The organism is Candidatus Dactylopiibacterium carminicum (assembly GCF_014736495.1).
GTDB lineage: Bacteria > Pseudomonadota > Gammaproteobacteria > Burkholderiales > Rhodocyclaceae > Uliginosibacterium > Uliginosibacterium carminicum.
On record NZ_MDUX01000014.1, the window covers coordinates 1 to 24,443 of the forward strand.

General features: G+C 62.9%; 21 protein-coding genes. 10 read left to right on the top strand and 11 right to left on the bottom strand.

Annotated elements, in window-relative coordinates:
• Positions 1–33: 33 nt before the first annotated feature.
• From BGI27_RS06015 to BGI27_RS06025, 3 genes are all read right to left on the bottom strand, one after another.
• A complete protein-coding gene (locus BGI27_RS06015; protein WP_179290516.1) occupies positions 34–477 on the bottom strand; it encodes an ABC transporter permease in 444 nt (147 codons plus the stop codon).
• A 3-nt stretch (positions 478–480) separates the two neighbouring features.
• Positions 481–1,200, bottom strand: coding sequence for an ABC transporter ATP-binding protein (locus BGI27_RS06020; RefSeq protein ID WP_095523996.1), 720 nt, complete (start codon positions 1,198–1,200; stop codon positions 481–483).
• A 205-nt stretch (positions 1,201–1,405) separates the two neighbouring features.
• Positions 1,406–2,434 carry an ABC transporter substrate-binding protein gene (locus tag BGI27_RS06025; RefSeq protein ID WP_095523997.1) on the bottom strand — a complete coding sequence of 343 codons (1,029 nt, stop codon included), beginning with the start codon at positions 2,432–2,434 and terminating at the stop codon, positions 1,406–1,408.
• Between the two features lie 427 nt (positions 2,435–2,861).
• Here BGI27_RS06025 and BGI27_RS06030 point away from each other — a divergent pair, with 427 nt between their 5' ends.
• The gene (locus tag BGI27_RS06030; protein WP_095523998.1) at positions 2,862–3,851 is read left to right on the top strand and encodes a LysR family transcriptional regulator; all 990 of its coding nucleotides are present in this window, start codon (positions 2,862–2,864) and stop codon (positions 3,849–3,851) included.
• 66 nt (positions 3,852–3,917) lie between these two features.
• Here BGI27_RS06030 and uraD read toward each other — a convergent pair whose 3' ends face one another.
• Complete coding sequence (gene uraD / locus BGI27_RS06035; RefSeq protein WP_223871630.1) at positions 3,918–4,433, bottom strand: 2-oxo-4-hydroxy-4-carboxy-5-ureidoimidazoline decarboxylase; 516 nt, start codon at positions 4,431–4,433, stop codon at positions 3,918–3,920.
• A gap of 219 nt (positions 4,434–4,652) precedes the next feature.
• Here uraD and uraH point away from each other — a divergent pair, with 219 nt between their 5' ends.
• The 3 genes from uraH to BGI27_RS06050 all read left to right on the top strand — a co-directional run bounded on the left by uraH (position 4,653) and on the right by BGI27_RS06050 (position 7,035).
• Positions 4,653–4,997 (top strand): hydroxyisourate hydrolase, encoded by a 345-nt coding sequence (gene uraH, locus BGI27_RS06040; RefSeq protein ID WP_095524046.1) that lies wholly within the window; start codon positions 4,653–4,655, stop codon positions 4,995–4,997.
• 264 nt (positions 4,998–5,261) lie between these two features.
• Positions 5,262–6,449 carry a urate hydroxylase PuuD gene (locus BGI27_RS06045; protein ID WP_095524000.1) on the top strand — a complete coding sequence of 396 codons (1,188 nt, stop codon included), beginning with the start codon at positions 5,262–5,264 and terminating at the stop codon, positions 6,447–6,449.
• Between the two features lie 154 nt (positions 6,450–6,603).
• Positions 6,604–7,035: an META domain-containing protein gene (locus tag BGI27_RS06050; RefSeq protein ID WP_170942969.1), complete on the top strand. Its 432-nt coding sequence runs from the start codon at positions 6,604–6,606 to the stop codon at positions 7,033–7,035.
• A gap of 9 nt (positions 7,036–7,044) precedes the next feature.
• Here the strand turns inward: BGI27_RS06050 and BGI27_RS06055 are convergent, their stop codons facing one another.
• Positions 7,045–9,855, bottom strand: a complete 2,811-nt coding sequence (locus tag BGI27_RS06055) for an EAL domain-containing protein (RefSeq protein WP_223871631.1) — start codon at positions 9,853–9,855, stop codon at positions 7,045–7,047.
• A gap of 523 nt (positions 9,856–10,378) precedes the next feature.
• Here BGI27_RS06055 and BGI27_RS06060 point away from each other — a divergent pair.
• Complete coding sequence (locus tag BGI27_RS06060) at positions 10,379–11,215, top strand: hypothetical protein (protein ID WP_095524002.1); 837 nt, start codon at positions 10,379–10,381, stop codon at positions 11,213–11,215.
• Positions 11,216–11,366: 151 nt separating this feature from the next.
• Here the strand turns inward: BGI27_RS06060 and BGI27_RS06065 are convergent, their stop codons facing one another.
• The 3 genes from BGI27_RS06065 to BGI27_RS06075 all read right to left on the bottom strand — a co-directional run bounded on the left by BGI27_RS06065 (position 11,367) and on the right by BGI27_RS06075 (position 15,034).
• Positions 11,367–12,626 carry a putative Na+/H+ antiporter gene (locus BGI27_RS06065; protein WP_223871639.1) on the bottom strand — a complete coding sequence of 420 codons (1,260 nt, stop codon included), beginning with the start codon at positions 12,624–12,626 and terminating at the stop codon, positions 11,367–11,369.
• 332 nt (positions 12,627–12,958) lie between these two features.
• Complete coding sequence (locus BGI27_RS06070; protein ID WP_095524004.1) at positions 12,959–14,461, bottom strand: rhamnogalacturonan acetylesterase; 1,503 nt, start codon at positions 14,459–14,461, stop codon at positions 12,959–12,961.
• A gap of 180 nt (positions 14,462–14,641) precedes the next feature.
• Positions 14,642–15,034, bottom strand: coding sequence for a winged helix-turn-helix transcriptional regulator (locus BGI27_RS06075; RefSeq protein WP_095524005.1), 393 nt, complete (start codon positions 15,032–15,034; stop codon positions 14,642–14,644).
• A 126-nt stretch (positions 15,035–15,160) separates the two neighbouring features.
• Between BGI27_RS06075 and BGI27_RS06080 the strand changes: the two genes are divergently transcribed.
• The 3 genes from BGI27_RS06080 to BGI27_RS06090 all read left to right on the top strand — a co-directional run bounded on the left by BGI27_RS06080 (position 15,161) and on the right by BGI27_RS06090 (position 17,393).
• A complete protein-coding gene (locus tag BGI27_RS06080) occupies positions 15,161–15,715 on the top strand; it encodes a flavodoxin family protein (protein WP_095524006.1) in 555 nt (184 codons plus the stop codon).
• Between the two features lie 113 nt (positions 15,716–15,828).
• Positions 15,829–16,635 (top strand): helix-turn-helix transcriptional regulator, encoded by an 807-nt coding sequence (locus BGI27_RS06085; RefSeq protein ID WP_179290437.1) that lies wholly within the window; start codon positions 15,829–15,831, stop codon positions 16,633–16,635.
• Positions 16,636–16,748: 113 nt separating this feature from the next.
• Positions 16,749–17,393, top strand: a complete 645-nt coding sequence (locus tag BGI27_RS06090) for a LysE family translocator (RefSeq protein ID WP_095524007.1) — start codon at positions 16,749–16,751, stop codon at positions 17,391–17,393.
• Positions 17,394–17,838: 445 nt separating this feature from the next.
• On the opposite strand, the gene BGI27_RS06095 is transcribed toward BGI27_RS06090, so the two are convergent.
• Entirely contained in the window at positions 17,839–19,815 is a 1,977-nt protein-coding gene (locus BGI27_RS06095) for an acid phosphatase (protein ID WP_095524008.1), read from the bottom strand.
• A gap of 141 nt (positions 19,816–19,956) precedes the next feature.
• On the bottom strand, positions 19,957–20,499 hold the full coding sequence (locus BGI27_RS06100) for an adenine phosphoribosyltransferase (RefSeq protein WP_095524009.1): 543 nt from the start codon (positions 20,497–20,499) through the stop codon (positions 19,957–19,959).
• 151 nt (positions 20,500–20,650) lie between these two features.
• Between BGI27_RS06100 and BGI27_RS06105 the strand changes: the two genes are divergently transcribed.
• The gene (locus BGI27_RS06105) at positions 20,651–21,253 is read left to right on the top strand and encodes a TIGR00645 family protein (RefSeq protein ID WP_095524010.1); all 603 of its coding nucleotides are present in this window, start codon (positions 20,651–20,653) and stop codon (positions 21,251–21,253) included.
• A 31-nt stretch (positions 21,254–21,284) separates the two neighbouring features.
• Positions 21,285–22,802 carry a fumarate hydratase gene (locus tag BGI27_RS06110; RefSeq protein ID WP_095524011.1) on the top strand — a complete coding sequence of 506 codons (1,518 nt, stop codon included), beginning with the start codon at positions 21,285–21,287 and terminating at the stop codon, positions 22,800–22,802.
• Between the two features lie 36 nt (positions 22,803–22,838).
• Here BGI27_RS06110 and BGI27_RS06115 read toward each other — a convergent pair whose 3' ends face one another.
• Complete coding sequence (locus BGI27_RS06115) at positions 22,839–24,410, bottom strand: diguanylate cyclase (RefSeq protein WP_095524012.1); 1,572 nt, start codon at positions 24,408–24,410, stop codon at positions 22,839–22,841.
• Positions 24,411–24,443: the final 33 nt, after the last annotated feature.

Genomic DNA, 24,443 nt, shown 5'->3' on the forward strand with positions numbered 1-24,443 from the left:
TGAAAAACAGTATTTCATGAAGCTCGGGGCTGTCTAGGAAACCCGGGGCGATTCAGAAATCAGGAAGGCGGTGATGATCGCCGGCAGCGTACCGATGCCGAACCACACAACCAGCACCGGCACGAAAGCTACCTTGGGCACGCTGTTGAAGCCCACCAGCAACGGGTAGAGCGCCTTGTAGATCAGCGGCGAGGAGCCCACCGCCATGCCCAGCAGCGCACCGACCACCACGGCGATGGCAAAGCCGGCCAGCGTGGTGAAGAAGGTGTGCAGGGAATGCTGCATGATGGGGGCGGCCATCTCCATGCCGACCTTGAAGATCACGCTGGGCGCGGGCAGCAGGAAGGTGGCGATGGAAAAGCCGCGGCAGATCGCCTCCCACAGCAGCAGCAAGGCCACGCTGAGCAGCCAGGGCGCGAGGCGATTGAGGGTCTGCGGGGAAATCTTGAACTGGGATTGGGGGGACAGTCTTTGCATTTTTCAGCTCTCCCGCACATGGCCGATGGCCTGGCGCAACACATGCACGTGCGCGGCGAATTGATCCGAATAGGTCACGTCCAGGTCGCGCGGGCGCGGCAGGTCGATCTCCCGCTGCACCAGGATGCGCCCCGGCCGCTTGCTCATCACGTAGACGGTGTCGGCGAGGAACACCGCCTCGCGCAGATCGTGGGTGACGAGGATGACGGTGAAGGGCTGTTGCTGCCAGAGGTCGCGCAGCATGCACCACAGCTCCTCGCGCGTGAAGGCATCCAGCGCGCCGAAGGGCTCGTCGAGCATCAGCAGGCGCGGGCGGTGGATCAGCGCGCGGCAGATCGAGGCTCGCTGCTGCATGCCGCCGGAAAGCTCCCAGGGATATTTGTCCTCGAAGCCGGCCAGGCCCACGCGCGCCAGCTGCGCGCGCGCCATGCCCTCCTCGTACTCGGCGCGCTGCTCGCGCAGCGTGCTGCGGAAGGGCTCGACGATCTCCATCGGCAGCATCACGTTCTCCAGCGTGGTGCGCCAGGGCAGCAGGTTGGCGGCCTGGAAGGCCATGCCGACGATGGACAGCGGCCCGCCGACCTCACGGCCGTTCACATAGACATAGCCTTCCGAAGGAGGCTTGAGGCCGGAAACCAGTTTCATCAGCGTGGATTTGCCACAGCCTGAGGGGCCGTCCTCCGTGTAGCGGAGGCTGACGTTTTCGAATTCCACGAAATCCATGATGGTTTCCTGTGAAGGAACGCAGCGGGCGCTCATCACGCCCGCTGACTGCTCCGGGTTTTCTAGACCTGTTCAAAGTCTGTAGCGAGAGGCCGTCAGCGGGACGAAGAGCAGCACAGGAACCGGAGTGTATGTGGATACATGAGGATTCCGAGCAGCGCATGAGCCCCGATCACGGACTCGCAGTAAGACTATGAAAAGGTTCTTACTTGATGGCGCGTTCAGCCGCCGACGACAGATAGCTGGCGTTGAACAGGCTGGCGGGCTCCGGCGTGGTCTTGAGGCCGAAAGCCGTCACGACCTGGCCGATGGCACGCTTCAGACGCTCGTCATTGACGCTACCCAGGCCCGCGGCCTTGGTTTCCGGCGTGATGACCACATCGTTGATCGCCATCTTCAAACGACGGGTTTCAAGTGCCACGTCGACCAGCCCATCCTTGGCCTTCACGTAGGCGATCGCGGCCTCGGGATTGGCGATGGTTTCCTTCAGCGCCTTGTTGAAGGCCCGCAGGAAGCCGGCTACCTGCTTGGGGTGCTCGCTGGCGAACTTCGGATGCACGACGATGCCGTTGCCATAGAGATCCAGGCCGTACTTGTTGTAGAGCATCACGGCCACGTCGCTTTCCTTCACGCCACGGGCTTCCAGGTTGAGCACGCTGGTGAAGGAGAAACCGGTGATGGCCTGCACTTCGCCACGGGCCAGCAGGGTTTCGCGGATAGCGGGATCGACGGATTGCCAGGTGACCTTGGTCGGATCCAGATCATTGGCCTTGGCGAAGGCGGGGAACGATTTGCGCCCGCCGTCGAACACCGGCGCGGCCAGCGTCTTGCCGATCAGGTCGGCCGGCTTGGCGATACCCGTCTTCTTCAGGCTGACCACGGCGGCCGGCGTGAAGTTGTAGACCATGTACACCGCCTGCAGCTTCGAGTCGGGGTTGTTCGCGTTGTATTCGACCAGCGTGTTGAAGTCGGCGAAAGCCATGTCGTAGGCGCCGGTGGCCACACGGGTCAGCGCGCCGGCGGAGCCAGCGCCCGAATCGATGACCACGTCCAGGCCTTCGGCCGCGAAGTAACCCTTGTCCTTGGCGAGCAGGAAAGGCGCTGACGGACCTTCGAAACGCCAGTCGAGCGTGAACTTCATTTTGGTCAGATCCTGCGCCAGGGCGGTGCCGGCCAGGCCGGCGAGCAGGCAGGCCAGAGCCGAGCGGCGAACGAGCTTGCTAAACGTTTGCATGGATTCACTCCGTGAAAGGATGGATGACAAGGCGTCGAGAGCGGGCCGACCGACGAGCCGGCGCGTGTTACGCAGGACATTCAGCAATCGATGTGCCACCGGCTCGATGCCGGCTACAGGGAAAACCCGACCCGGCGCACGCAATCCTGGTGCGCGGCAGGCGCCAGAAACAGGAAAAACACCCCTGAAGGGGGTATTTCATGCCTCGCCTTGGTGCCAAAAGCGGCCCGGAAGCAATCCATCTATATGTTGTTTATCCGGATTTCCATATGGGCGAAGGCCGTTCCAGCCTGTGAATGCGCCAGATCCACGCGATTCCCGCAGGGCACATGGCATGGAGGTTGCACAGCTCATGCCATATCACCTGCGCGCATCGCCCGGCTGCCCGGATGTCCGGCGCCTTCGTTGCCTCCACCGGAGAAACACCATGACTACTCGCTGCACCTGGGATTCCGTCGACGCCTACCTGCTGCGCGTGCTGTACACGCTGCTCACCGAGGGCAGCGTGTCGCGCACGGCACGCCGCCTGAACCAGTCGCAACCCGCGATCAGCACGGCCTTGCGCCGTCTGCGCGAACTCACCGGCGATCCGCTGCTGGTACGCAACGGCAACACCATGACGCCCACCGAACGCGGCGCTGCCTTGCTCGAACCCGCGCGTCAGGCGCTCGCCAGCATCGAGTCCATCGTCGTGGCACAGACACGCTTCAACCCGGCGGCCTCACGCCGGGTTTTCAACGTCGCCACACCGGATTACCTCGACCCTGCACTGCTCGGGCGCATCCTTGCACGCTTTCATGAACTCGCACCGCAGGCGCAGATCGTCTTCCACTCCTTCAGCCCTGCGCAGGATTACGCCGGCGCACTGGCCGACGGTCGCCTCGACGTGGTGATCGGCAACTGGCCGCAGCCGCCGGAGCAGTTGCGCCTGACGCCGCTGTTCGACGAAGAAGTGATGTGCATGATGCGCGAATCGCACCCGCTGGCTGGCCGGCCGCTGACCATGAAGAATTACCTGGAGGCAGAACATCTGGCCCCCACGCCCTATTCGGTGGGCCAGCGCGGCGTGATCGACCTGCATCTGGCGCGCGAACGCCTCAAGCGTAACGTGGTGGCCTGGGTACCCTATTTCTCGATGGCGCCCTACATGTTGCTGGAGTCGGACATGCTGTTCTCCTGCCCGCGCAGCTTCGCCGAACACTATGCGCGCTGCCTGCCGCTGGCGTTGGCGCGTGCGCCCATCGAGTATCCACCGATGGCCTTTTACCTTCTGTGGCACGACCGTGCGCACTACGCCGAAGAATGCCGCTGGTTCCGCGAGCAGATCGTGGCCGTTTCGCGCCAGACCCAGCGCGGCAACAACCGCGCGCTGCCCGAAACACCGACCGAACGGCGTCTGCCGGCCGCGATGATGTAACCCACGGGAACCCCCGCGGCGCCACAGCCAAAGGAATGGGCGCCCGGGAAAGCAGGAACGATGCGTTTAGTCGATCACCCGCTGCGGCAAACGCAGGCGGGCGATGCGTGCAATCTGGCTCAGCGCCTCGGCGAACTCGGCGGGCACTTCGTTATGCAGACGTTCCTCGAAGCGCGCAATGATCTGCGTGCGGTCCAGACCGGACACCGCAAGGATGAAGGGAAAGCCAAAGCGCGTGTTGTAGGCGGCGTTCAGCGCCTGCAAGCGTGCGAATTCTTCCGGCGAACAGGCGTCCAGCCGTGCGCCGGCCTGTTCACGTGTGGACTCCGGCGTCAGCTCGCCCGCAATCGCGGCACGGCCTGCCAGCTCCGGGTGGGCGCGGATCAAGGTCATCTGTTCCTTGGGATCGGCTTCCCACATGCTCCGCTCCATCGCCTGCGCCAGAGCTTCCAGGCTGGAGAAAGGGCGTGCCGCCCAGGCGCGCTCGGCAACCCAGGGCGAATGCTCGAAGATGCCGGTGAGCGCGTCGACGAAGGCTTCTCGTTCAAGCGCACCGAGGTGGGCAAGGGAAATCCGGTTCATTTTGGAGTCGGGAGCAGACATGGCGCGAGCTTAGGCACCCGGACGGCATTCAGCCAAGCCGTGCAATCCGATAACCGGATTGCCTGCACCGATATGGCCCGCCATTGCCCCATGCTGGACGTGCTCCTTCGGGTCATACGCAATCCGGTATGGCAGTCATTCGGCGGACATCACAATGCGCCTTTCTATAATCCGCAGCAAATCAGCCTGGAGCCAAGCATGGGCCTTTCCACACATGTACTCGATACCGCACATGGTTGCCCGGCAGCCGGCATGGCCTACCGCCTGTGCGAGGCCGGCAGCGGCCAGGTGCTGCGCGAAGGCGTGACCAACGCCGACGGCCGTTGTGACGGCCCCCTGCTGGCTGGCGAGGCCTTCGTGCCAGGCCGCTACGAGCTGCGCTTCGCCGTGGCGGACTACTTCCGCGCCAAGGGCGTGACGCTGCCCGAGCCACCTTTCCTCGAAGAAGTCACGCTCGCCTTCGGCGTTGCCGACGCCACGGCGCACTACCACGTGCCGCTGCTGGTCTCGCCCTGGAGCTACAGCACGTATCGGGGGTCTTGAAATCGGGAGTCGAGAAGACTGACCGATTGGCATTGAAGTTGCTGGGTTGAATGACAAAACCGCAAAGGGAGCGGGAAGCGTAGCGAGCGCCCCAAGGCGGCAAGGAGAAGCACAGCCGTACTGCAGTACGGCGAGCATCGCAGTTGCCGGATTGGGGGCGCAGTAGCTTCACGCCCCTTCTGCAAACGTGCACGACGAAATCGGGATTAGGCCGGGTCGTGCGGACCCCGCGTCAAAAGGAGTCCGGCTTTCTGGAGCTGCACCATGGAGTATGCCTACCTGATAGACGCCACCAGCCTGCTGTTGCGCTGGCTGCACCTGATCGTCGGGATCGCCTGGATCGGCGCATCCTTCTATTTCGTCTGGCTGGACAACAGCCTCAAGCCGCCCACGGATCCGAAGCTCAAGGAAGACGGCGTCGGCAGCGAGCTCTGGGCCATGCACGGCGGCGGCTTCTACAACCCGCAGAAGTACGCCAACACGCCGAAGAAGCTGCCCGACGATCTGCACTTCTTCTTCTGGCCAAGCTACACCACCTGGATCACCGGCTTCCTGCTGATCTCGGTGCTGTACTACTTCCAGGCCTCCACCTACATGATCGACCCCAATGTCTCCAGCATCACGCCGGGGCAATCCATCGCCATCGGCCTGGGGACGCTGGTGCTGGGCTGGGTCGTGTACGACCAGCTCGCACGCCGGCTCATCGAGCGCAGCCAGCTTCTGTTCGCGATCATCTACGTCGCTTTCGTGACGGCGGTGACCTACGCACTGACGCATCTGCTCTCGGGCCGGGCGGCCTACATCCACGTCGGCGCGATGATCGCCACGACGATGAGCGCCAACGTGTTCTTCTGGATCATCCCGGCGCAGCGGCGTCAGGTGGCGGTGATGAAACAGGGCGGCGAGGTGCCGGCGATCTGGGGCAAGCGCGCCAAACAGCGCAGCTACCACAACAATTACCTGACCATGCCGGTGCTGTTCTCGATGATCAGCAACCATTACGCCAGCACCTATAACCACGCATGGAACTGGCTGGTACTGGTGCTGATCATGCTCGGCTCGGTGCTCGTCCGCCATTTCTTCAATCTGCGCCACAAAGGCGTGTATCGCTGGGAGTTCCCCATCGTCGGCATGGCCATCATCCTGGGCGTGCTGGTGTGGATCGCCCCCAGGCACATCGAGGTGGATGCCAGCAAGCCGGCGCCCACCCTCGCCGAGATACAGCCGATCATGCAGGCCCGCTGCACCGGTTGCCACGCAGAAAAGCCGGACATCATGCCGGTGGCGCAAATGGGGCTGATGTTCGACACGCCCGAGCGCACGCGCCAGTACGCTCAGCGCATCTACGAACGCACCGTGCAGCTCAAGACGATGCCGCTGGCCAACATCACGCAGATGACGGACGAAGAGCGCGCACTGGTGGGAGCCTGGTACATGGCTGGCGCCAAGTAATACGGCCTGGCTTTCAACCGGATAGCAACGTTGGCCTACAGCACTGCGGTTCTACGCCTGAATGCAGAGCCGTATGAGGCAGGGGCCCGCGCTTGCGGATGAAGAGCAGGCAAGGCATCCTGCCCCTCGTCCACGGATTCCGAGGGAGTCTTTCATGTCCAGCCGCCGCCTGCTTCAGTGCCTCACGCCAGCGCTGCTGACTGCCTGTATCACGCTGGTGCCGCAACCAGACGTCATCGATCTGGCGGGTGACTGGGCGATCCGTCTGCCGACGCCGCCCGGGCCAGGTGCCCAGCCCTCGATCAGCTTTGATACTTCCCTTCGTCTGATCTCGGGTTACGACGGCTGCAATCGCTTCCATGGGGCCTATCGCATCCAGGACGGCCAGCTCTACGCGCCGAGTCTTGCCAGTACCCGCATGGCTTGCCTGGATCCCGCACGGCAGCAACTGGAGCGTCAGCTTTTCCCGCTGTTCGCCCACGGTGCCACCCTCGAGCGCCTGCCTGGCCAGCCGACGACTTTGCTGCTGCGCAATGCACAGCTGAATGTCGAGCTGCGCCTGGAGGCGATGGATACGCCTCGCTGAACAGCGCGGTCAGCCGGCGTCGCCCAATGCGCTGCCCTGCGATTGCAGCAAGACGGTGAATTCCGCCAAGGGCACCGGGCGGCTGAACAGGTAGCCCTGATAGGCATGGCAGCCATGCCGCGCCAAAAAGGCACGCTGCGCTTCCGTTTCCACCCCCTCGGCGATCACGTTTAGCCCCAGGCTCTGCCCCATGGTGATGATGGTCTGCGCGATCACCTCGTCGTTGTAGTCGCCCGGCAGGTTGAGCACGAAAGATTTGTCGATCTTGAGTTCATCCAGAGGCAGCCGGGTCAGGTAGGACAGTGACGAGTAGCCGGAGCCGAAATCGTCCATCGAGAAGTTGATGCCGGTCTTCTTGATGCCGTGCATCTTGCTGATGGAGTTCTCGATATCGTCCAGCACCAGCGTTTCGGTCAGCTCCAGTTTCAGGCGGCCGGGATCCGCGCCGCTGAGCTGCAGTGCGGCGAGCACCTGATCCACGAAATCATGTTGGCGAAATTGCAGGGGGCTGACGTTGACCGAGATGTGCAACCCCCTGGTGGCCTCGTCCTCCGACCAGGTTTTGATCTGCCGGCAAGCGCTTTCCAGCACCCACTGCCCGATATGCAGGATCAACCCGGTTTCCTCTGCCAGCGGAATGAACTCGGATGGCGGAACCGGGCGGCGCTCCGGGTGCAGCCAGCGCAGCAGGACCTCGGCCCCCACGATCCGCCCGGCCCCGTCCACCTGCGCCTGGTAGTAGAGCTGCAGCTCGTTGCGCACCAGCGCGTGCCGTAGGTCGCTCTCGAGTGCGCTGCGTTTGTCGAGGGCGGCCTGCATCTCGGGGTCGAAGAAACGCAGGGTGTTGCGGCCGTCCGCCTTGGCCTGATACATCGCGATATCCGCATTCTTCAACAGATCCTCGATGGTCTGCTTGCCGTCGAACAGGCAGATGCCGATGCTGACGGCACTGCTGCAATCCTGTTCGTCCAGGCGGAAAGGCTGTGCGATGGCCGAGCACAGACTGCTGGCAATCAGCTTGGCCAACGTCGCGGCCTCCTGCGGCTCCACACTCAGATCTTCGAGCACCACCACGAATTCGTCCCCGCCAAGCCGCGCCAGGGTATCGACCTGGCGCAAGGCCTTGCCGAGCCGTTCGCCCACCTGAACCAGCAGGCAGTCACCAAGGTGATGGCCGCGTGTGTCGTTGAGCGTCTTGAAGTTGTCCAGATCGAGAAACAGTACCGCGCCATACAGGCCGTTGCGACCTGCCGCCGCCAGCGCCTGCCCGAGCCGATCCTGCAGAAGACGGCGGTTGGGCAGGCCGGTGAGCTGATCGTAGTAGGCCAGGCGATGGACTTCGGCTTCGGCCTCCTTGTTCTGGGTGATGTCGGAGAACGCGCCCACGTAATGGGTGGTGATGCCTTCGGGAGATGCCACGGCGTGGATGGTGAGCCACTCGGCGTAGATATTGCCGTTCTTGCGCCGGTTCCAGATCACGCCCTGCCAATAATGCTGCTCGACCAGCTCGCGCCACATCCGCTCGTAGAAAGCCTTGTCCTGCCGACCGGATTTGAGCAGCGAAGTCCGCTGCCCGATGGCCTCTTCCATGCTGTAGCCGGTCGAATGCACGAAGGCCTGGTTCACGCGCAGGATCTTGCCGCCGGCATCAGTGACCAGCATGGCCGTCTGCGATTCGAAGGCTTTGGCGGCGATACGCAGCTCCACCTCCGCCTGGCGCTTGCGCGCAACACTGGCCCACAAGGCCCACAGCAGCCCGACCAGAGTCAGGGCCAGCAGCACCCCGGCCCAGACCAGCGTCTGGTTTGTCTGGTGCCAAGGCTGATGAATGATGCTGCTGTATTCCGGCAAACGCGAAAGGGAAATATTGAAGCGCTTCAGTTGCAGGTAGTCGAAGGAGTAATGCCCCGGCACGTTACGCCGCACCGGAATGGCGTCGGCACTTTCCCCGTTGAGGATGCGCAGCAGGATCTCCCCTGCGGCCTCGCCCTGGGCCTGGGCGGTAGAGAGATTCCCGCCGACGATGCCGTGACCCATGTAGAAATCCCAGCTGGCGTAGGTTGGCACCGGGCTGTATTCGGAAACGAGTTTGGCCATCCTCGGGTAGCTGACGAACGACCCGGCCTGATCGCTGGCATAGGGCATCAACAGGACCAGATTGTCGGCCGGTAACGCCGTCAGCTTCCGCTGCAGTTCGAGCAGCGACTGGTTACTCCAGAATTCGAAGCTCACCCGCTCGTGGAGCGACTGCAGGATCGGCTCCAGCTCCTTGCGCAGCACCTTGCCCGTGGTCGTGTTGTCGATCACCACCACGATGCGGTGCGTCTTGGGATGCAGTTGCAGCATCAACTGCAGCGTCGCCGAGTTGTCGATGGTCTCGGCGACTCCCGTGAATCCTTTCAGCCCGGCCAACAGCTCATCCTTGTACCAATTCACGCCGCAGAACACGACCGGAACGCCCGGAAACAGCTCGTCCCGGTACTGACGCAGGAAATCGAAGGCGTCGTTGTCCGTAGCCACGATGGCACTGAACTCGATCGACTGATATTTATGGGCGAACAGGCGGCGCAGATTGTCGAAGTGCGTCCGGTCGGCGACCCGCTTGGTATCCATGTACTCCACATGAACTTGCGTGGGCTGACGGGCCTTGTCCAGCATGTCGCGGACACCGGAAACCTCGCCATCGGTCCAGTCCATACCCTGGTGGTAGGAGTTCAACACCAGGATGTGCGCCGCTTGTGCGGCACCTGCAGGTGTCGTGAAAACAAGACCGAGTAATGAAAACCAGATCAGCAGGCCACGGAACAGGGAGCGCAACATCGTTATCGCCTTCATTCGAGGGTGTAACCGCTACAGCACGCGTGTGTGGATGCCAGCTTTCCACACCTTCCGGGCACATCGCAAGCGCTATGCCTGCCTTGATCACGCCATCCGCTCACGGAGCACGCTTGCCACAAACACGCGCCACTGCGGCCCCTGAACCTGTTGGCTTCTGTAACGACAAGGTGGCCAAAGAACTGAACCCGATCCACCCAGCGCAGGGCATCGACATGACGGTATTTACTTATAGCCAGTACGCGTCAATACGAATAACCCCTCGGAAGGCTGGAACACAAGCGGTGCATGCCTGACGGGAGGTCTTGATTTTTTCTTGATTTTCATAGCAATACACGCATTTAGAAGATCACCGAAGCAGTGCAGCAAATCAACACCATGCACGGCAACGGCACATGCCGGATACCGCATGAAGGACATTCCCGGAGAACCAAATCGCTTCCCCTAGCATGGCGTCCAACCTGCCCGAGCGGCAGGCGGATTCCCCTGCTACCCAAGGAAGATCACCATGAACAAACTCTGCAAAGCGCTTTCCCTCAGCCTCGGGCTGGTCTGTGTCAGCTTCGCCGCTCACGCTGCCGACTGGAGCGACAACGCCGTCAGCTACCGCTACGGCGCCGACTTCTCCGAGCCCGGCAACGCCAAGGACGTCCGCAAGAACATCCTCGGCTTCACGCACGTCAGCGGCTACAAGTACGGCAGCAACTTCCTCAACGTCGATGTGCTGATGTCCGACAAGGCCGATCCGGCCCGCAACTCCACGTCTGGCGCACAAGAAATCTACATCGTCTATGCCAATCAGCTGCACCTGGGCAAGATCACCGGCAAGAAATTCGAGTACGGCCTGATCAAGGACTACGCCTGGACCAACGGCTTCGACTTCAACAGCAAGGACACGGCCTTCGCACCGCGCGTACGCAAGTTCATGACCGGCCCCACCGTGAAGTTCGGCGGCTCCCTGGGCTGGGCTGACCTCAGCCTGCTGTACTACAAGGAAAAGAACCACAACGGCATCGTCGGCAAGAGCGTGGATTTCGACTCCACCTTCCGCATTGCCACCGCCTGGGGCCTGACCTTCAACGCCGGCCCCGTGCCGCTGAAGTTCAACGGTTTCGCGAACTACACCGGCGCCAAGGGCAAGGATGGTTTCGGCACCGAGACCGATCCGGAAACCTGGGCTGATGCGTTCCTGATGGTGGACGTGGGCAAGCTCGTCACCGGCCAGAAGGACACCTTCCTCGCGGATATCGGCTATGAATACGTGAACAGCAAGTTCGGCGCCAAGTCCGGCTCCGACGGCGCCAAGACCAACACCGCCATGGTGAAGGTCGAATGGCACCTGTAAGCCGTGCCTGAAACGGATCGGCAAGCCGCGCCCAGCGCGGCTTTTTCATCGCCGGACCGCTCCAAGATGAAAAAAGCGTCCCCTTGGGGGGAGCGCGCCATCGCATCGCGATGGAGAACGAGGGGCCGTTTTTCATTTCCTCTCCGCCGGCCTACAACAACTGGAATGCGAGGATCGCCACCAGAGTAGCTGGCAGGGCGGCCAGCAAAAGCCCCAACGGGCTCACGGCCTCGCCCTCGAAGCGCTTGCGCAGGATGGCAAGCCCCGCCGGGTTGGGTGCATTGGCTATCACCGTAAGCCCGCCGCCCGTGACGGCCCCCGCCACCACTGCATACTTGAATTCTTCGCTCAGCCCCTCCACCAGCGAGGCCAGATAGGTGAGCGCGGCATTGTCGGTAACCGCCGTCAATGCGGTCGCGCCGAAATAGACGGCGGTGGCATCCATGCGCGTCAGGATGGGCTGCAGCCACCAGGCCTGCTGACCGCCCAGTACCACCAGCCCGGCCAGGAAGAACGCCACCATCAACCCCTCGCGCAGAATCAGGCGCTCCTGAAAGCGTGGATAGGCGCTGGCCAACCCCATGAAAACCAAGAACACGCCAAGGAATACGGGCTGGTGATGGGCAAAGGCGACGATCAGCGCCAGCAGACACAGATGCACGCCCACCATCGATGCCGGTATCGCGTCACCGTCCTGCGGAGCTGCCGACCCCTGCAGCGCAGACAGTTCACGACGGAACACGAAGCTCACCGCAGCCGCACTGATGGCGACAGCCATGGCAGCCTTCCAGCCGAAGTGCGACAGCATGTGGAAGGAATCCCAGCTCCAGGTGCCTGCGACCATCAGCACAGGTGGGGCTGCGAAGTTGGTCAGCGTGCCGCCGATGGAGACATTGACGAACAGCGTACCCAGCGTGGCGTACATCAGGCGCCTGGAAATGTCCTGGCTGTAATAACGCTCCCGCAACATCAGCGCGGCCAGCGTCATGGCCGCCGGTTCGGTGATGAAGGAGCCCAGCAAGGGCACCATCACCATGATGGTCAGATAGGTTGCGAGCGGCCCGGAGAACGGCAGGCAGCGTGCGGCCAAGCGCACGAGAGTCGAGGCGAACTGCATCACCGGCTTGCTGGCGGCGACCACCATGATCGCGAAGACGAACAGCGGTTCGGTGTAATTGCGCGTGTCCAGATAGGCTACGGCGGCTTCCTGGCCGGCGGTGACCCCCATGAAGACGATCAGTACGATCGCCCAGAAGCCGAACACGGCCTCCACTTCACCAAGCAGATGCCAAAGGCCGGCATGGGCAGGACGAGTGCGGGCCAGGTGCTCGAAATATCGGGTGGAGAAGGTATGCAGGATGGCAATGCCGAAAAGGACGGCACCGGCGATCTGGACGGAGGTCGGGTTTATGCGGTTCTTTGACAGAGATTGATCAGCAGTGTGCGGCGGCCCGACCGACACCAGAACCTGTTTTCCTAGACCGGGAAAACACCCGGTCCGAAGCTTACACAAGATGCGAAGCATCTCCAAGAAGCAAAAGCCTCTCACACTCTCCCGCTACGCGAGGTCGCAGCTCCCAAGGGAGCGCTTTTGTCTTGGAGCGGCCCGGCGACAAAGAATCCCCCTCGGTCAAGCGCTCTGCGCTCGCCCGGTCCCCCATGGGACGCTTTTTGTCTTGGGACGGCCCGGCGACAAAAAAGCCCTGGCTCGCCAGGGCTTTGGGGTGGGATGCGGCTACCGGCTCATTTGAGCTGGTTGGCGATCGGCAGGCCAGCTTCCTTGAGGCCATCAGCCACCAGCTTGCCGACAGTCTCCGCGCCCTTCTCCTGGAAGTGAGTGTTGTCGGGCTTGCTGCGCGAACCGGTCTGAGTGGTGTAGTACGGATACTTCGCCGGATCGACCGCCAGGTAGTAATCCAGGGAAGCCTGTTCACCAACGCTGTTGAAGAATGCCATGCTCTTCGCATCGAGATCGACCAGCGCCACATTGTTGGCCTTGGCGGTATCGCGGATGGTCTGCGAGTAGTCACCCGGCACCTTGCCCTTGCCCCAGGTGTGCGTGGTGCCACCGATCTTGCCGCCCTTGAAGCTGCGGCGGGTCACCGGCGTGATCAGCACCGGCGTGGCGCCAGCCTTCTTGGCAATGGCGATGTACTTCTCCAGCGTCTTCTGGAAGGACATCTCGGCCGGCACGCCAGCCGCAGCGCCCGGATAGGTACACAGGTTGACGATATCGATGATGTCGCGGGCGGGTGCGGGACGGGCGGGCTCTTCGCCACACTTCTCATCGTTGTGGCCAAACTGGACCAGCAGATAGTCACCCTTACGGATGTCCGCCTCGATCATGTCGAACCAGCCTTCCGTGATGAAGCTGCGCGAGCTGCGGCCGGACTGGGCCACATTGACCACCTGCACCTGTTTCGCATCCTTGAACTGACGGGCGAAGATCTGCCCCCAGCCCATACGGGGCGTGACATCCACATCGTAATTGCTGGCCGTCGAATCCCCGGCGACGAACACGCGGGTCACCCCGGTGGCTGCAATGGCCTGCGCCTCGGTACGGGCATGCGTGAGGGACAGCGGCGACTGGGTGGAGATCGGATGGTAGTTGCTGTCGAACAGCGACGTTTCGCCGAGGACACCCTTGGAAGACAGGTAGCCACGGTTGTGGCGGACATACTTGAGCAGATCGCCGGCATCGCCGACCACCGGATCGAAACTTGCAGCCGAAGATGCACCGGCTTCCTTCAGCGCAGCGCCCACCAGCGGCTGCAATTCAACGGCCTTGGCCTTGAGTTGCTCAGCCGTGACGGCGGGCGCCTTGGCTGCCTGTACCAGTGCCACCGGGCCAGGAAGCTTTGCATCCTGCGCGACAGCGGACGCCACGAAATCCGTCAAGGCATTGACGTTCGCCGTGGCCTTGCCTGCCGGTGCAGCCACCAGGCTCACGTACTGGATGCGGCCTGATTCCGCAACCAGCATCAGCGGTGCAACAAGGCCATCAGCCGACAGGCTGTAGCGGCCCTTGGCATCGCTGGAAACCGATTTGCGAACGCCTGCCGCGTCATACGCGGTCACGGTGAACTTTTCCTGACCCGCGGCCACGACGCCACTCAGGGTCACGCCGGAGAGCTTGGCTCCTGTAGCGGTGGGAGCTGCACCAGACACGGTCGGCGCGTTATTGGCACAACCGATCATGGAAACGGCAATCATGGCAGCGACGGACAGACGCAGGTTTGGCTTCATGGTATCTCCTTGGTTTTTCTGTTACCTGGCGGGCATTGCACCTGCCAGAAATAGCTTGTCGAGCATGGCGCAAGCCTGCCCTTCTGTCTTGATAGGGATTGCGCTTATCTCCGAAATACACCGGAAGGTCAGGATGCCACATGCGATATGGCCTACGGCCCATCCCCGAGCGGGAGGCTTCTAGACCGTAGCGTCGTAACGCGCCTGCGCGGCGAGGATTTCATCCATGTTGGTTTCGGCCCAGCGCGAAAGATGTTCGATGGTGCTCGCCAGCGTGTCACCCAGGCCACTCAACGAATACTCCACGGTCACCGGCACCGTGGGCAGCGCCAGGCGGGTCACCAGCCCGTCGCGCTCGAGTTTCTTCAACGTCTGCGACAGGACCTTCTGTGACACACCATCCACCTCACGGCGCAACTGATTGAAACGCAGTGGACTCTCGCGCAGGCGCCCGATCACCAGCAATGCCCATTTATCGGCCAGACGATCCAGCACCATGCGCGCAGGGCAATTGCGGGCATAGACGTCATACGGGCCGGATGGGCATCCGGCCAGGTTTTTCACAGGCAGCATGGTTTCCTCTGAGTAACCAAGTGAGGTCTGGGTGCCTTCTTGGCACCCCGGTTTCCGAAAGATACTATCCCCAGGTTTTTCAAACGCCTCCAAACCCCAGACAGACAACATCGAAAGGAGCATTCCATGAGCAAGATCGTCGTCGTGTATTTCTCCGGTTATGGTCACACCCGCCGCGTGGCGGAAGCCGTGGCAGAGGGCGCCAGGGCTTCGCTGCTGGCCATCGACAATGAAGGCAACATTCCCGAGAGCGGCTGGGATGAACTCGCCGCTGCCGATGGCATCATCTTCGGCGCGCCGACTTACATGGGCGGCGCTCCCTGGCAGTTCAAAAAATTCGCCGACGCCAGCTCCAAGGCCTGGTTTACGCGTGCCTGGCAGGACAAGGTTTTCGGTGGTTTCACCAACAGCGCCAGCCTCAACGGCGACAAGCAGGTGACCCTGATCGGCCTGCAAACCCTGGCTTCGCAGCACGGCGGCATCTGGGTCAGCCTGGGTCTGCTGCCCGCCAACGCGACGGCCTCCACACGCCAGGACGTGAACAATCTCGGCGGGTCGGTCGGTCTGCTGGTGCAATCACCTTCTGACGCCGGCGCCGAAGCCATTCCCTCCGGTGACATCGACACCGCACGCAAGTACGGCGAACGCGTGGCTGCGATCACCCAACGCCTCAAGGGCTGAGTATCCGATGCCTCAAGGGCCTGCCGTGCCGGATGGCGCTGCAGGCCTTTTTTTGTTGGCAGGCCATGGCACGGCAATGGACCGGGGGAACATTTTTCATTAGCCTCCCGGCCATGTCCCAGCATTTCTGGTCCGACCCTGCCCTACCCTTCGCCGAAAGCCGGCGGGCACAGCACAGCCGTGCCTGTTATCGGCCGCATACTCACCCCACGCTTTCCGTGGGCGCCGTGGATCAGGGGCACTCGCGTCTGACACTGGGCGATGCCGCGCCGCTTGCGTTGCAGGCCGGTGACGTGGTGGTGATCCCTGCGCAACGCCTGCATGCCTGCAATCCAGCACCGGACGAAGCCTGGAGCTACCAGATGCTGTATCTGGATGAGGCCTGGCTGCGCGCACTGCAAACTGAAGGTCTGGCCGAAGATCCCGGCCTGCGCCTGGGCGGACCAACACTCCGGCGAAGCCCTGCCTGCCATCGCGCACTGGTGGCGCTCAATGCGGTGCTTTTCAGCCCGACGGCCATAGAAGAGAAGGAAGGCGCACTGATCGACTTCGCCAGCGTCTTGTTGCTCGAAACCGAACGCCCTGCGGAAACCGCACCGATCTGGCTGGAAGGCTGCCTCGGCCTGTTGCGCGAGCAATGCGCCCAACCCTGGCGCGTGGCCGAACTGGCCGCCCACGCAGGCCTGAGCCGTTACCACTTCATCCGTACCTTCCGTACCCATACCGGCATGACGCCCCATGCCTTCCAGCTCGACTGCCGCATCAACCACGCACGAACGCTGCTGCGCCAGGGCTGCGGTATCGCCGAAACGGCCTACAACCTTGGCTTCGCGGACCAGAGCCATTTCCAGCAAGCATTCAAGGCGCGCGTCTCGGCGACGCCGGGCGAATATCTGCGCAACCGTAAAACGGAAGACTGAGCTCAACACTCGGTCCTTGTGACTCGGCACTCGTTTTCAAGCGCAATTTTCTCCAATACTTCGCTCCACGCGGTCGGCAGGCTTCGCGTCTCCACTCCTGAAGACACGAGAATATGCCTTGGCAAGACTTCCTGCTGCTCGCAGGCGCGCATTTCCTCGCCCTGCTGAGCCCCGGCCCCGACTTCTTCCTGCTGATCCACACCGCGCTGGCACACGGTCGTGCGGCCGCATGGCGCGCGGCATTGGGCATTGCCTGCGCCAATGGCGTGTTCATCCTGGCGGCAATCGCCGGCCTGGGGCTGCTGCGTGAGCAGCCGCTGGCGCATGCCCTGCTCTACTGGACCGGGTGCGTCTATCTGGCCTGGCTGGGCTGGCAGTTCTGGCGGGCACGGCCGGCCGACCTGCGCACACAGGCCAGGCCGATGCAAGACACCGGTGACGGCCCGCTGCGCCATGGCCTGCGTGGTTTCCTGTCCGGGGTTCTCAACCCGAAGAACGCGCTGTTCTACCTCAGTCTGTTTGCGGTACTGGCAGGCCCGCACAGCACGCTGCTGGCCAAGGCGGGCGCTGGCTTGTGGATGTTTGCGGCGGTGCTGGGCTGGGATTGTCTTGTCGCCTGGGCCTTCACGCGCCAGACGGTGATGCGCCGCTTCGAGGGCCATCAGGCCTTGTTGCATCGCGGCAGCGCCTGCGTGATGTGGGCCGCGGTGGCCCTGATGGCCTGGCGACCCTTGCTGGGCCTGCTACGGCTGGCCTGAAACCGCCGAGGCCTCGGCCGCAGGGTCGAGATGACGGCACAGCCTTGACAGCGACTGCGATTGCTCGCGCAATCCGCCTGCACTTCGCTACCTCAGTGCGAACGGATTTCGGTTCGGACGCGCTCGCGGCCACAACCCCGTTCGTGCCGAGGCATCGAAGCATGAACGGACGCGGCGGTGCGGCCCCTGGGGCCAATGCCGGCCATTCAAAACGATGTTGTCATTCCGGCGCAAGCCGGAATCCAGTGTTTCTTCACTCCCCCATGGATCCCGGCTTGCGCCGGGATGACGCCGGCGCCTTGGGGCGGCCCGGCGGCAAAAGGGCCCCCACGCTCTCCCGCTGCGCGAGTTCGCTGCCCTCTGGGGGTGCTTTTGCCTTGGGACGGCCCAGCGGCAAAAGAAAAACCCGTGGCCTGCGGGTTGCGCAGGCCGCGGGTTGCGACGATCAGATCGCGTCGAGACGGATCTGCAGACCGGTCGCGGTGTAGGTGGTGGTGACCTTGCTGAAACCGGCCACCGTCACGCTGGCGAAGCGGCCGGCGAGCTTATTGGTGGTGAGCACGGTCAGCGTGTCGCCAACCGCCGGGGTGTAACCCGAGAAGCTTACGGCGAGACTGCCGCCAACCTTCAGCACTCCCTTGCCGGCTCCGCTCAGCACCAGACTCAGGCTACCCGTGGTCTGCGTATAGGCGCCACCAATGCTCAGCGTGCCGGGGGCCGCAGATTCGAGCACGCCGCCCTTGACGAACACATCACCCGTGCCGAGCGCGGTGTCCGAATCGGCAGCCAGAGTCCCAGCCGAGAGGATCGTGCCACCGCTGTAGCTATTGTCGCCAATCAGGCGCAGCACGCCACTGCCCAGCTTGCTCAGCTTGCCGGCGCCGGAGATGTCATTGCGCCAGCTGTCCTTGGCATTGAAACCGCCGAGGCTGGCATCCATCGTCACCGCCACGTCACCATTGAAGGCTGCATAGCCATCAGCGGCCGCAAAGAGGTTCAAGCGGCCCCAGCCTTCTTCATCGTTGGCCAGCGGGTAGCCCGAGTCGATCAATGTGGTCTTCAGCACGATACGGCGCTGCGCAGCCGTCAGATAGGGCAGGCGGGTTTCGAGCAGCACTTCGGCGCCCTTGGGCACGGTAGCGCTCTTGCCCTCGTTGGCAGCAATCTTGCCAAGGCCATAGCCGGCGCCTGTCAGACGCTGTTCGAAGTAAGCCTTGTTGGCGGCACGGTCTGAGAAGCGGTCATAGTCCACATCGCTGGTATCGGTGGTGACGGCAGTGTGGGCCTTCTCGTTCAGCTCGGCAAAATCCTTGGCGCCGCTCTGGGCCATCAGGTAATCCTGCACCAGCTGATAGGTCGCAGCCTTGTCCATGCTCGTCTTGGTCAAGCCATAGGCCACCACGGCGGTGGCGTGCACGCGGCCTCCCATCACGTCCAGCGGCGAATGCATGCCGGCGATGATGCGGTTCTCACCCATTTCCATCGCCCGCGTGATCAGCTCCTGGAAGCGCTGCGGGAAGAGATAGGCCATCGGCAACACATCGCGCCAGGCTTCGGCGGTATGGCCCGAGGGGAAGCCGCCGTCGGTGGCCGGTGTCGAACTCTTGGCGGACTCCAGGGCCGGCACCACGACCACATCGCCGCTCCAGCGCCAGGGGCGGCCGTACTTGTAGAAACGCTTCGGTGGTTCGGTGGAACCGTCCGAAATATTGCCGCTGTCGATGAAGGTCACAGCCTGGGCGAGCGCGGAGGAGGTGTTGTCGCCCAGATTGTTGCCGCCATCATCCACCTTGGTGGTGGCAGCCTCGGGATCGACACTGACGATGGTCGTCGTCTGCCCGGTGCCGGTACGCCAGAGACTCGTCAGCGGCCCCATGCCGTCGCTGACGCTATAGCCTTTGCTGCGCCGGTCATCGAGATAGACCGCAAGTGCCTGCGCGGTCGTACGGTTCTGCGTGACTGTCTTCACGTAGTCGATATTGGCCGTGTGGATGCTGCTGTTCTTCACGCTGCCGTCGGTGGCGTCACCAGGAATGCCGGTCCAGGTAGAGGCGGTCACGGCATCGCAGCCGTTCGCGGCAGCCAGGGTCACGCCTGCATCGACCTTCAGGGAGCTGGGCGTCCAGATATCGAGGAAACCTTGTAGCACCCGGGCCCCGGCATTGGTGCCCAGAGTGACCATGCAGGGATCGTTACGCTGGTTGGTCACACCGGTATCCACGTAGGCCAGAACACCTTCCGGCGCGGCTGCGGTATCCGCATAGCCCAGACCTGCGGGTTCAGCAGGCACGGTGACACTGCTTGAGCTGCTGCTCGACGCGCTGTCGGAATCTGAAGATCCGCCGCCACAGGCGGCGATGCCCAGGGCCGCGAGTACGGCTAGGGCGAGGACACGATGGCGGAATGCCTGGACTGCTTGCATTGTTCGATCACTCCTTGGAATCAACCCGGATGGGCGCAGAAGGCAGTGATGATCGACAGGCAGTGTTACAGACGGGCCTTCAGGGACGTGACGGTTTTGTTACCGATCCCATCCCTGGCAGGCAATGACGACGGCGCGTGCTCAATGCCCGGCGAAGTCCACCAGCGTGAACAGCTTCAGGCCGGCGTCGCGCAGCAGTTTCGAGCCTCCCAGCTCGGGCAGGTCGACGATGGCCGCGCCCTCCACCACCGTGGCACCCAGACGCTCCAGCAGCTTCTTGCCGGCCATCATGGTGCCGCCCGTGGCGATCAGGTCGTCGATCAGCAGCACGCGATCGCCGGCCTTGCAGGCATCGGCATGCATCTCGACGGCGGCGCTGCCGTATTCCAGCTCGTATTCCTCGGCGATGGTGGTGAAGGGCAGCTTGCCCTTCTTGCGGATCGGCACGAACCCCACGTTGAGCTCATAGGCCACGATGGAGCCGATAATGAAACCGCGTGCATCCAGGCCAGCCACCAGATCGATCTTCTGATGCATGTAGCGCAGCACGAAATGCTGAACCAGCACGCGCAGGCTTTCGGGATCCTGCAGCAGGGGAGTGATGTCGCGGAACTGGACGCCGGGCTGGGGCCAGTCGGGTACGGTGCGGATGTGGTCGCGCAGGTAGTTCGGGTCGAGCAGCATGGGGGGATTTCCTTGTTGATACCGGGGGATTCTAGCCGCGATTGGGCTCCGTGCCGCGCTGCTATACTGCTTCGCCGCCCCGCCCCAGGGTGGCTGGAAGCACCGCCCAGGCGGCTTTTCCATCCCCGATCATTCCCAGCAGAGACACTCCATGAACGAAGCGAACAAGCGTTTGCGTACCCTGCCCAACCTCATCTTCATGAGCCGCTGGCTGCAGCTGCCGTTGTACCTCGGTCTGATCGCCGCCCAGGTGATCTACGTCTTCCATTTCTGGGTCGAACTCATAGATCTGATCGGCGCAGCCATGGGCAGCCAGACCGCGATGGAGCACATCACTCAGAACGTTGGCCACGCCAGCGCCAGCGGCAAGCTCACCGAAACCGCGATCATGCTCGTGGTGCTGGGCCTGATCGACGTGGTGATGATTTCCAACCTGTTGATCATGGTGATCGTGGGCGGCTACGAAACCTTCGTATCGCGCATGAACCTGCAAGGGCATCCGGATCAGCCCGAGTGGCTATCGCATGTAAATGCTTCGGTGCTCAAGGTGAAGCTCGCCACGGCGATCATCGGCATCTCCTCGATCCACCTGCTTAAGACCTTCATCAATGCGGCGGCCTACACTGACCGTGTACTGATCGCGCAGACCGCGATCCACATCACCTTCCTGCTTTCCGCGATGGCGATTGCCGCCTGCGACCGCATCATGCAGCCGCCCTGCAAATGCGCCGAGCACGGCAAGGATGCGCACTGAGACAGCAACAAGAACTCTTAGGAGAGCCAGCATGAGCAGCATCAAGCAAGCCGACCTGATCGAAAGCGTGGCCGCCGCGCTGCAGTACATCAGCTACTACCACCCGGTCGATTTCATCAAGGGCATGGCGCAGGCCTACGAACGGGAACAGAACGAGGCCGCGCGCGACGCGATGGCACAGATCCTGGTCAACTCGCGCATGTGCGCCGAGGGCCATCGCCCCATCTGTCAGGACACCGGCATCGTTTCGGTGTTTCTCAAGGTCGGCATGGACGTGCGCTGGGAAGGCTTCACCGGCACGCTGGAAGACGCGGTGAACGAAGGCGTGCGACGCGCCTACAACCACCCGGACAACAAGCTGCGTGCTTCCGTACTCGCCGACCCGGCAGGTGCGCGCAAGAACACCCGCGACAATACCCCCGCGGTGATCAACACCAGCATCGTGCCGGGCGACACGGTGGAGGTGATCGTCGCCGCCAAAGGGGGCGGCTCGGAGGCAAAGAGCAAGTTCGCCATGCTCAACCCCTCGGACTCCGTCGTTGACTGGGTGATCAAGACCGTACCGAGCATGGGGGCGGGCTGGTGTCCGCCCGGCATCCTCGGCATCGGCATCGGCGGCACGGCCGAGAAGGCCATGCTGCTGGCCAAGGAAGCCCTGATGGAGCCGATCGACATCCAGGAATTGATCACGCGCGGCCCGGCCAACCGCCTTGAGGAACTGCGCCTGGAACTGTATGAGAAGGTCAACGCCCTGGGCATCGGCGCCCAGGGCCTGGGCGGCCTGTCCACGGTGCTGGACGTGAAGATCCTCGACTACCCGACCCACGCGGCCAACCTGCCGGTAGCGATGATCCCCAACTGCGCGGCCACGCGCCACGCGCATTTCGTGCTCGACGGCTCCGGACCGGTCTATCTCGATCCGCCGTCGCTGGCCGACTGGCCCAGCCTCACCTATGACGCGTCCAAGGGACGTCGCGTGAATCTGGACACCGTGACGCGCGAGGAAGTCGCGTCATGGAAACCGGGTGATGTGCTGCTGCTCAGCGGCAAGATGCTCACCGGCCGCGACGCCGCGCACAAGCGCATCACCGACATGCTCAACAAGGGTGAAAAGCTGCCCGTGGATCTAGCCGGAAAATTCATCTACTACGTGGGTCCGGTCGATCCGGTACGCGACGAAGTCGTCGGGCCGGCCGGCCCCACCACCGCCACGCGCATGGACAAGTTCACCGAACAGGTGCTGGCGCAGACCGGGCTGCTGGGCATGATCGGCAAATCCGAACGCGGCCCCGCAGCCATCGAAGCGATCAGGAAACACCGCTCGGTCTACCTGATGGCCGTAGGTGGCGCAGCCTATCTTGTCTCCAAGGCAATCAAGGCGGCGCGCGTGCTGGCCTTCGAAGATCTGGGCATGGAGGCGATCTACGAATTCACCGTGCAGGACATGCCGGTAACCGTGGCAGTCGATTCCACGGGCATCTCGGTACACGAGACCGGGCCGAAGGAATGGCAGGCGAAGATCGGCAAGATCCCGGTGAAGGTCGTCTGATCCATGGACGCCCGCCGCGACGCGGGCGTTTCTCTTTCAGGCGCCTCCCAGGTGGGCATGGAATTTGGCATCCTCGATGAACAGGTGCTGCACGGTCACTTCATAGACCACGAAATGCAACAGCTCGTCGAAGGTCAGTTGCCCGCGTGCCTGGGCCTCCAGCAAGCGATGCGCGCGTTCAGCCAATTGCCGATGCAGTGCGGTGTGCGCCGCGCATTCCGGGTAGCCCGCATTCGCCAGCACCCGCTCCTCCGTCGCCATGTGCGCCTCCAGTTCGGCGACGAAAACGCGGGCTGCAGCCGTCAGACTGCCCTCTTCTTCCTGCTGCAGATCGAACAGCCGCCTGGCGCTGACAAACAGGGTTCGATGCTCATCGTCGATCTCCGGATTGCCGCTGAGGTATTCATCGCGCCAGACGAGTTCGCCCAGGCTCTCCGCAACAGACAGGCCGGGCCCTGGTCTTGTCAGCGGCATTTCGCATTCAGCCCGGTTGCGCCCCGCCGCCTTGGCGCGGTACAACGCCACGTCCGCACGGCCGAGCCAAGTTTCCCAGCTATCGGTGGACTGGCATGAAGCGCAGCCCAGGCTGACGGTGACACGAACGTCGCCAACCATCGGCAAGGCCTCTACCTGGGCACGGATGCGCTCGGCCATCTGCGTCATCGCAACAAAACCGCTGGATGGCAGCAGCACCACAAATTCCTCGCCGCCCCAACGACCGAGCAGATCCGTCTCGCGGATCACGCCCTGCACCCGCGCAACAAAGGCCTTGAGCACGGAATCGCCAAGCAGGTGACCATGCTGATCATTGATCAGCTTGAAATGGTCCATATCCAGGAGGAGCAGGGAAAGCGGCGTGCCGTAACGCTTGAGGCGTGCCATCTCGTACTTCACCAGTGCCTCGATACGTGCACGGTTCCAGCAACCGGTGAGCGAATCCAGCATGGCCTGATGCCTGGCCTGCGCCTCGGCAGACTCCTTCGCCATGAGCAGAAAACCGGTACCGAGCAGTATCTGGGAGACAAAGGCCGTGACGTAGAGCATGACCTGCGAGGGCGCGTAGTCCAGCACCTGTTCCAGCACGGCGGCACCCGTGGCGAACAAGACCACGCGGGCGATCAACAGGACCAGCGTGATCAACACGCCTGTCAGCAACAGATAGCGCCCCCGGCCGCTGATGCGCCGGTGCGCCCTCGCCAGGCGCCACAACAGGGCTGCGAACACCACGACCAGGACGCTTCCGCCGAGGATGACACGGGTATTGATGTCATCGAGATAGGCAGAGAGCAGCAATACGACGGCCAGCGCCGGCCCCCAGAGCCAGGCAGACGCCAATCGTTCCTGCAGGAACTGCGCCACGGCCAGCAGGAGCAGCGAACAGGCGCCAGTGACCAGCATGTTGGCGAGCAGCACGGAGAACAGATCCGGAATCATGCCGCGCAGCCCGAGCAGCACATACCCGACTGCGTGACATGCAAAGCCAAGGCTCAGAGGAAGCAGGCCGTCCCGGACGCCAGGCCTGGCCACCCAGCCGATGGAGCCCGCAAAGGTCAGGCTCATCACGATGCTCAACACGAGCATGGTCGGAACGTGGACGTGAAATTCCATCACTCAGGCAAAGTCGGGCAACAGCGCACCATG

Bases quoted from the DNA above. Each gene is read 5' to 3' on its own strand.
- BGI27_RS06015 (WP_179290516.1), bottom strand. From the start codon at position 477: ATGCAAAGACTGTCCCCCCAATCCCAGTTCAAGATTTCCCCGCAGACC.
- uraH (WP_095524046.1), top strand. From the start codon at position 4,653: ATGGGCCTTTCCACACATGTACTCGATACCGCACATGGTTGCCCGGCA.
- BGI27_RS06030 (WP_095523998.1), top strand. From the start codon at position 2,862: ATGACTACTCGCTGCACCTGGGATTCCGTCGACGCCTACCTGCTGCGC.
- BGI27_RS06050 (WP_170942969.1), top strand. From the start codon at position 6,604: ATGTCCAGCCGCCGCCTGCTTCAGTGCCTCACGCCAGCGCTGCTGACT.
- BGI27_RS06110 (WP_095524011.1), top strand. From the start codon at position 21,285: ATGAGCAGCATCAAGCAAGCCGACCTGATCGAAAGCGTGGCCGCCGCG.
- BGI27_RS06115 (WP_095524012.1), bottom strand. From the start codon at position 24,410: ATGGAATTTCACGTCCACGTTCCGACCATGCTCGTGTTGAGCATCGTG.
- BGI27_RS06055 (WP_223871631.1), bottom strand. From the start codon at position 9,855: ATGTTGCGCTCCCTGTTCCGTGGCCTGCTGATCTGGTTTTCATTACTC.
- BGI27_RS06075 (WP_095524005.1), bottom strand. From the start codon at position 15,034: ATGCTGCCTGTGAAAAACCTGGCCGGATGCCCATCCGGCCCGTATGAC.
- BGI27_RS06105 (WP_095524010.1), top strand. From the start codon at position 20,651: ATGAACGAAGCGAACAAGCGTTTGCGTACCCTGCCCAACCTCATCTTC.
- BGI27_RS06025 (WP_095523997.1), bottom strand. From the start codon at position 2,434: ATGCAAACGTTTAGCAAGCTCGTTCGCCGCTCGGCTCTGGCCTGCCTG.
- BGI27_RS06020 (WP_095523996.1), bottom strand. From the start codon at position 1,200: ATGGATTTCGTGGAATTCGAAAACGTCAGCCTCCGCTACACGGAGGAC.
- BGI27_RS06085 (WP_179290437.1), top strand. From the start codon at position 15,829: ATGTCCCAGCATTTCTGGTCCGACCCTGCCCTACCCTTCGCCGAAAGC.
- BGI27_RS06060 (WP_095524002.1), top strand. From the start codon at position 10,379: ATGAACAAACTCTGCAAAGCGCTTTCCCTCAGCCTCGGGCTGGTCTGT.
- uraD (WP_223871630.1), bottom strand. From the start codon at position 4,433: ATGAACCGGATTTCCCTTGCCCACCTCGGTGCGCTTGAACGAGAAGCC.
- BGI27_RS06100 (WP_095524009.1), bottom strand. From the start codon at position 20,499: ATGCTGCTCGACCCGAACTACCTGCGCGACCACATCCGCACCGTACCC.
- BGI27_RS06080 (WP_095524006.1), top strand. From the start codon at position 15,161: ATGAGCAAGATCGTCGTCGTGTATTTCTCCGGTTATGGTCACACCCGC.
- BGI27_RS06070 (WP_095524004.1), bottom strand. From the start codon at position 14,461: ATGAAGCCAAACCTGCGTCTGTCCGTCGCTGCCATGATTGCCGTTTCC.
- BGI27_RS06095 (WP_095524008.1), bottom strand. From the start codon at position 19,815: ATGCAAGCAGTCCAGGCATTCCGCCATCGTGTCCTCGCCCTAGCCGTA.
- BGI27_RS06045 (WP_095524000.1), top strand. From the start codon at position 5,262: ATGGAGTATGCCTACCTGATAGACGCCACCAGCCTGCTGTTGCGCTGG.
- BGI27_RS06090 (WP_095524007.1), top strand. From the start codon at position 16,749: ATGCCTTGGCAAGACTTCCTGCTGCTCGCAGGCGCGCATTTCCTCGCC.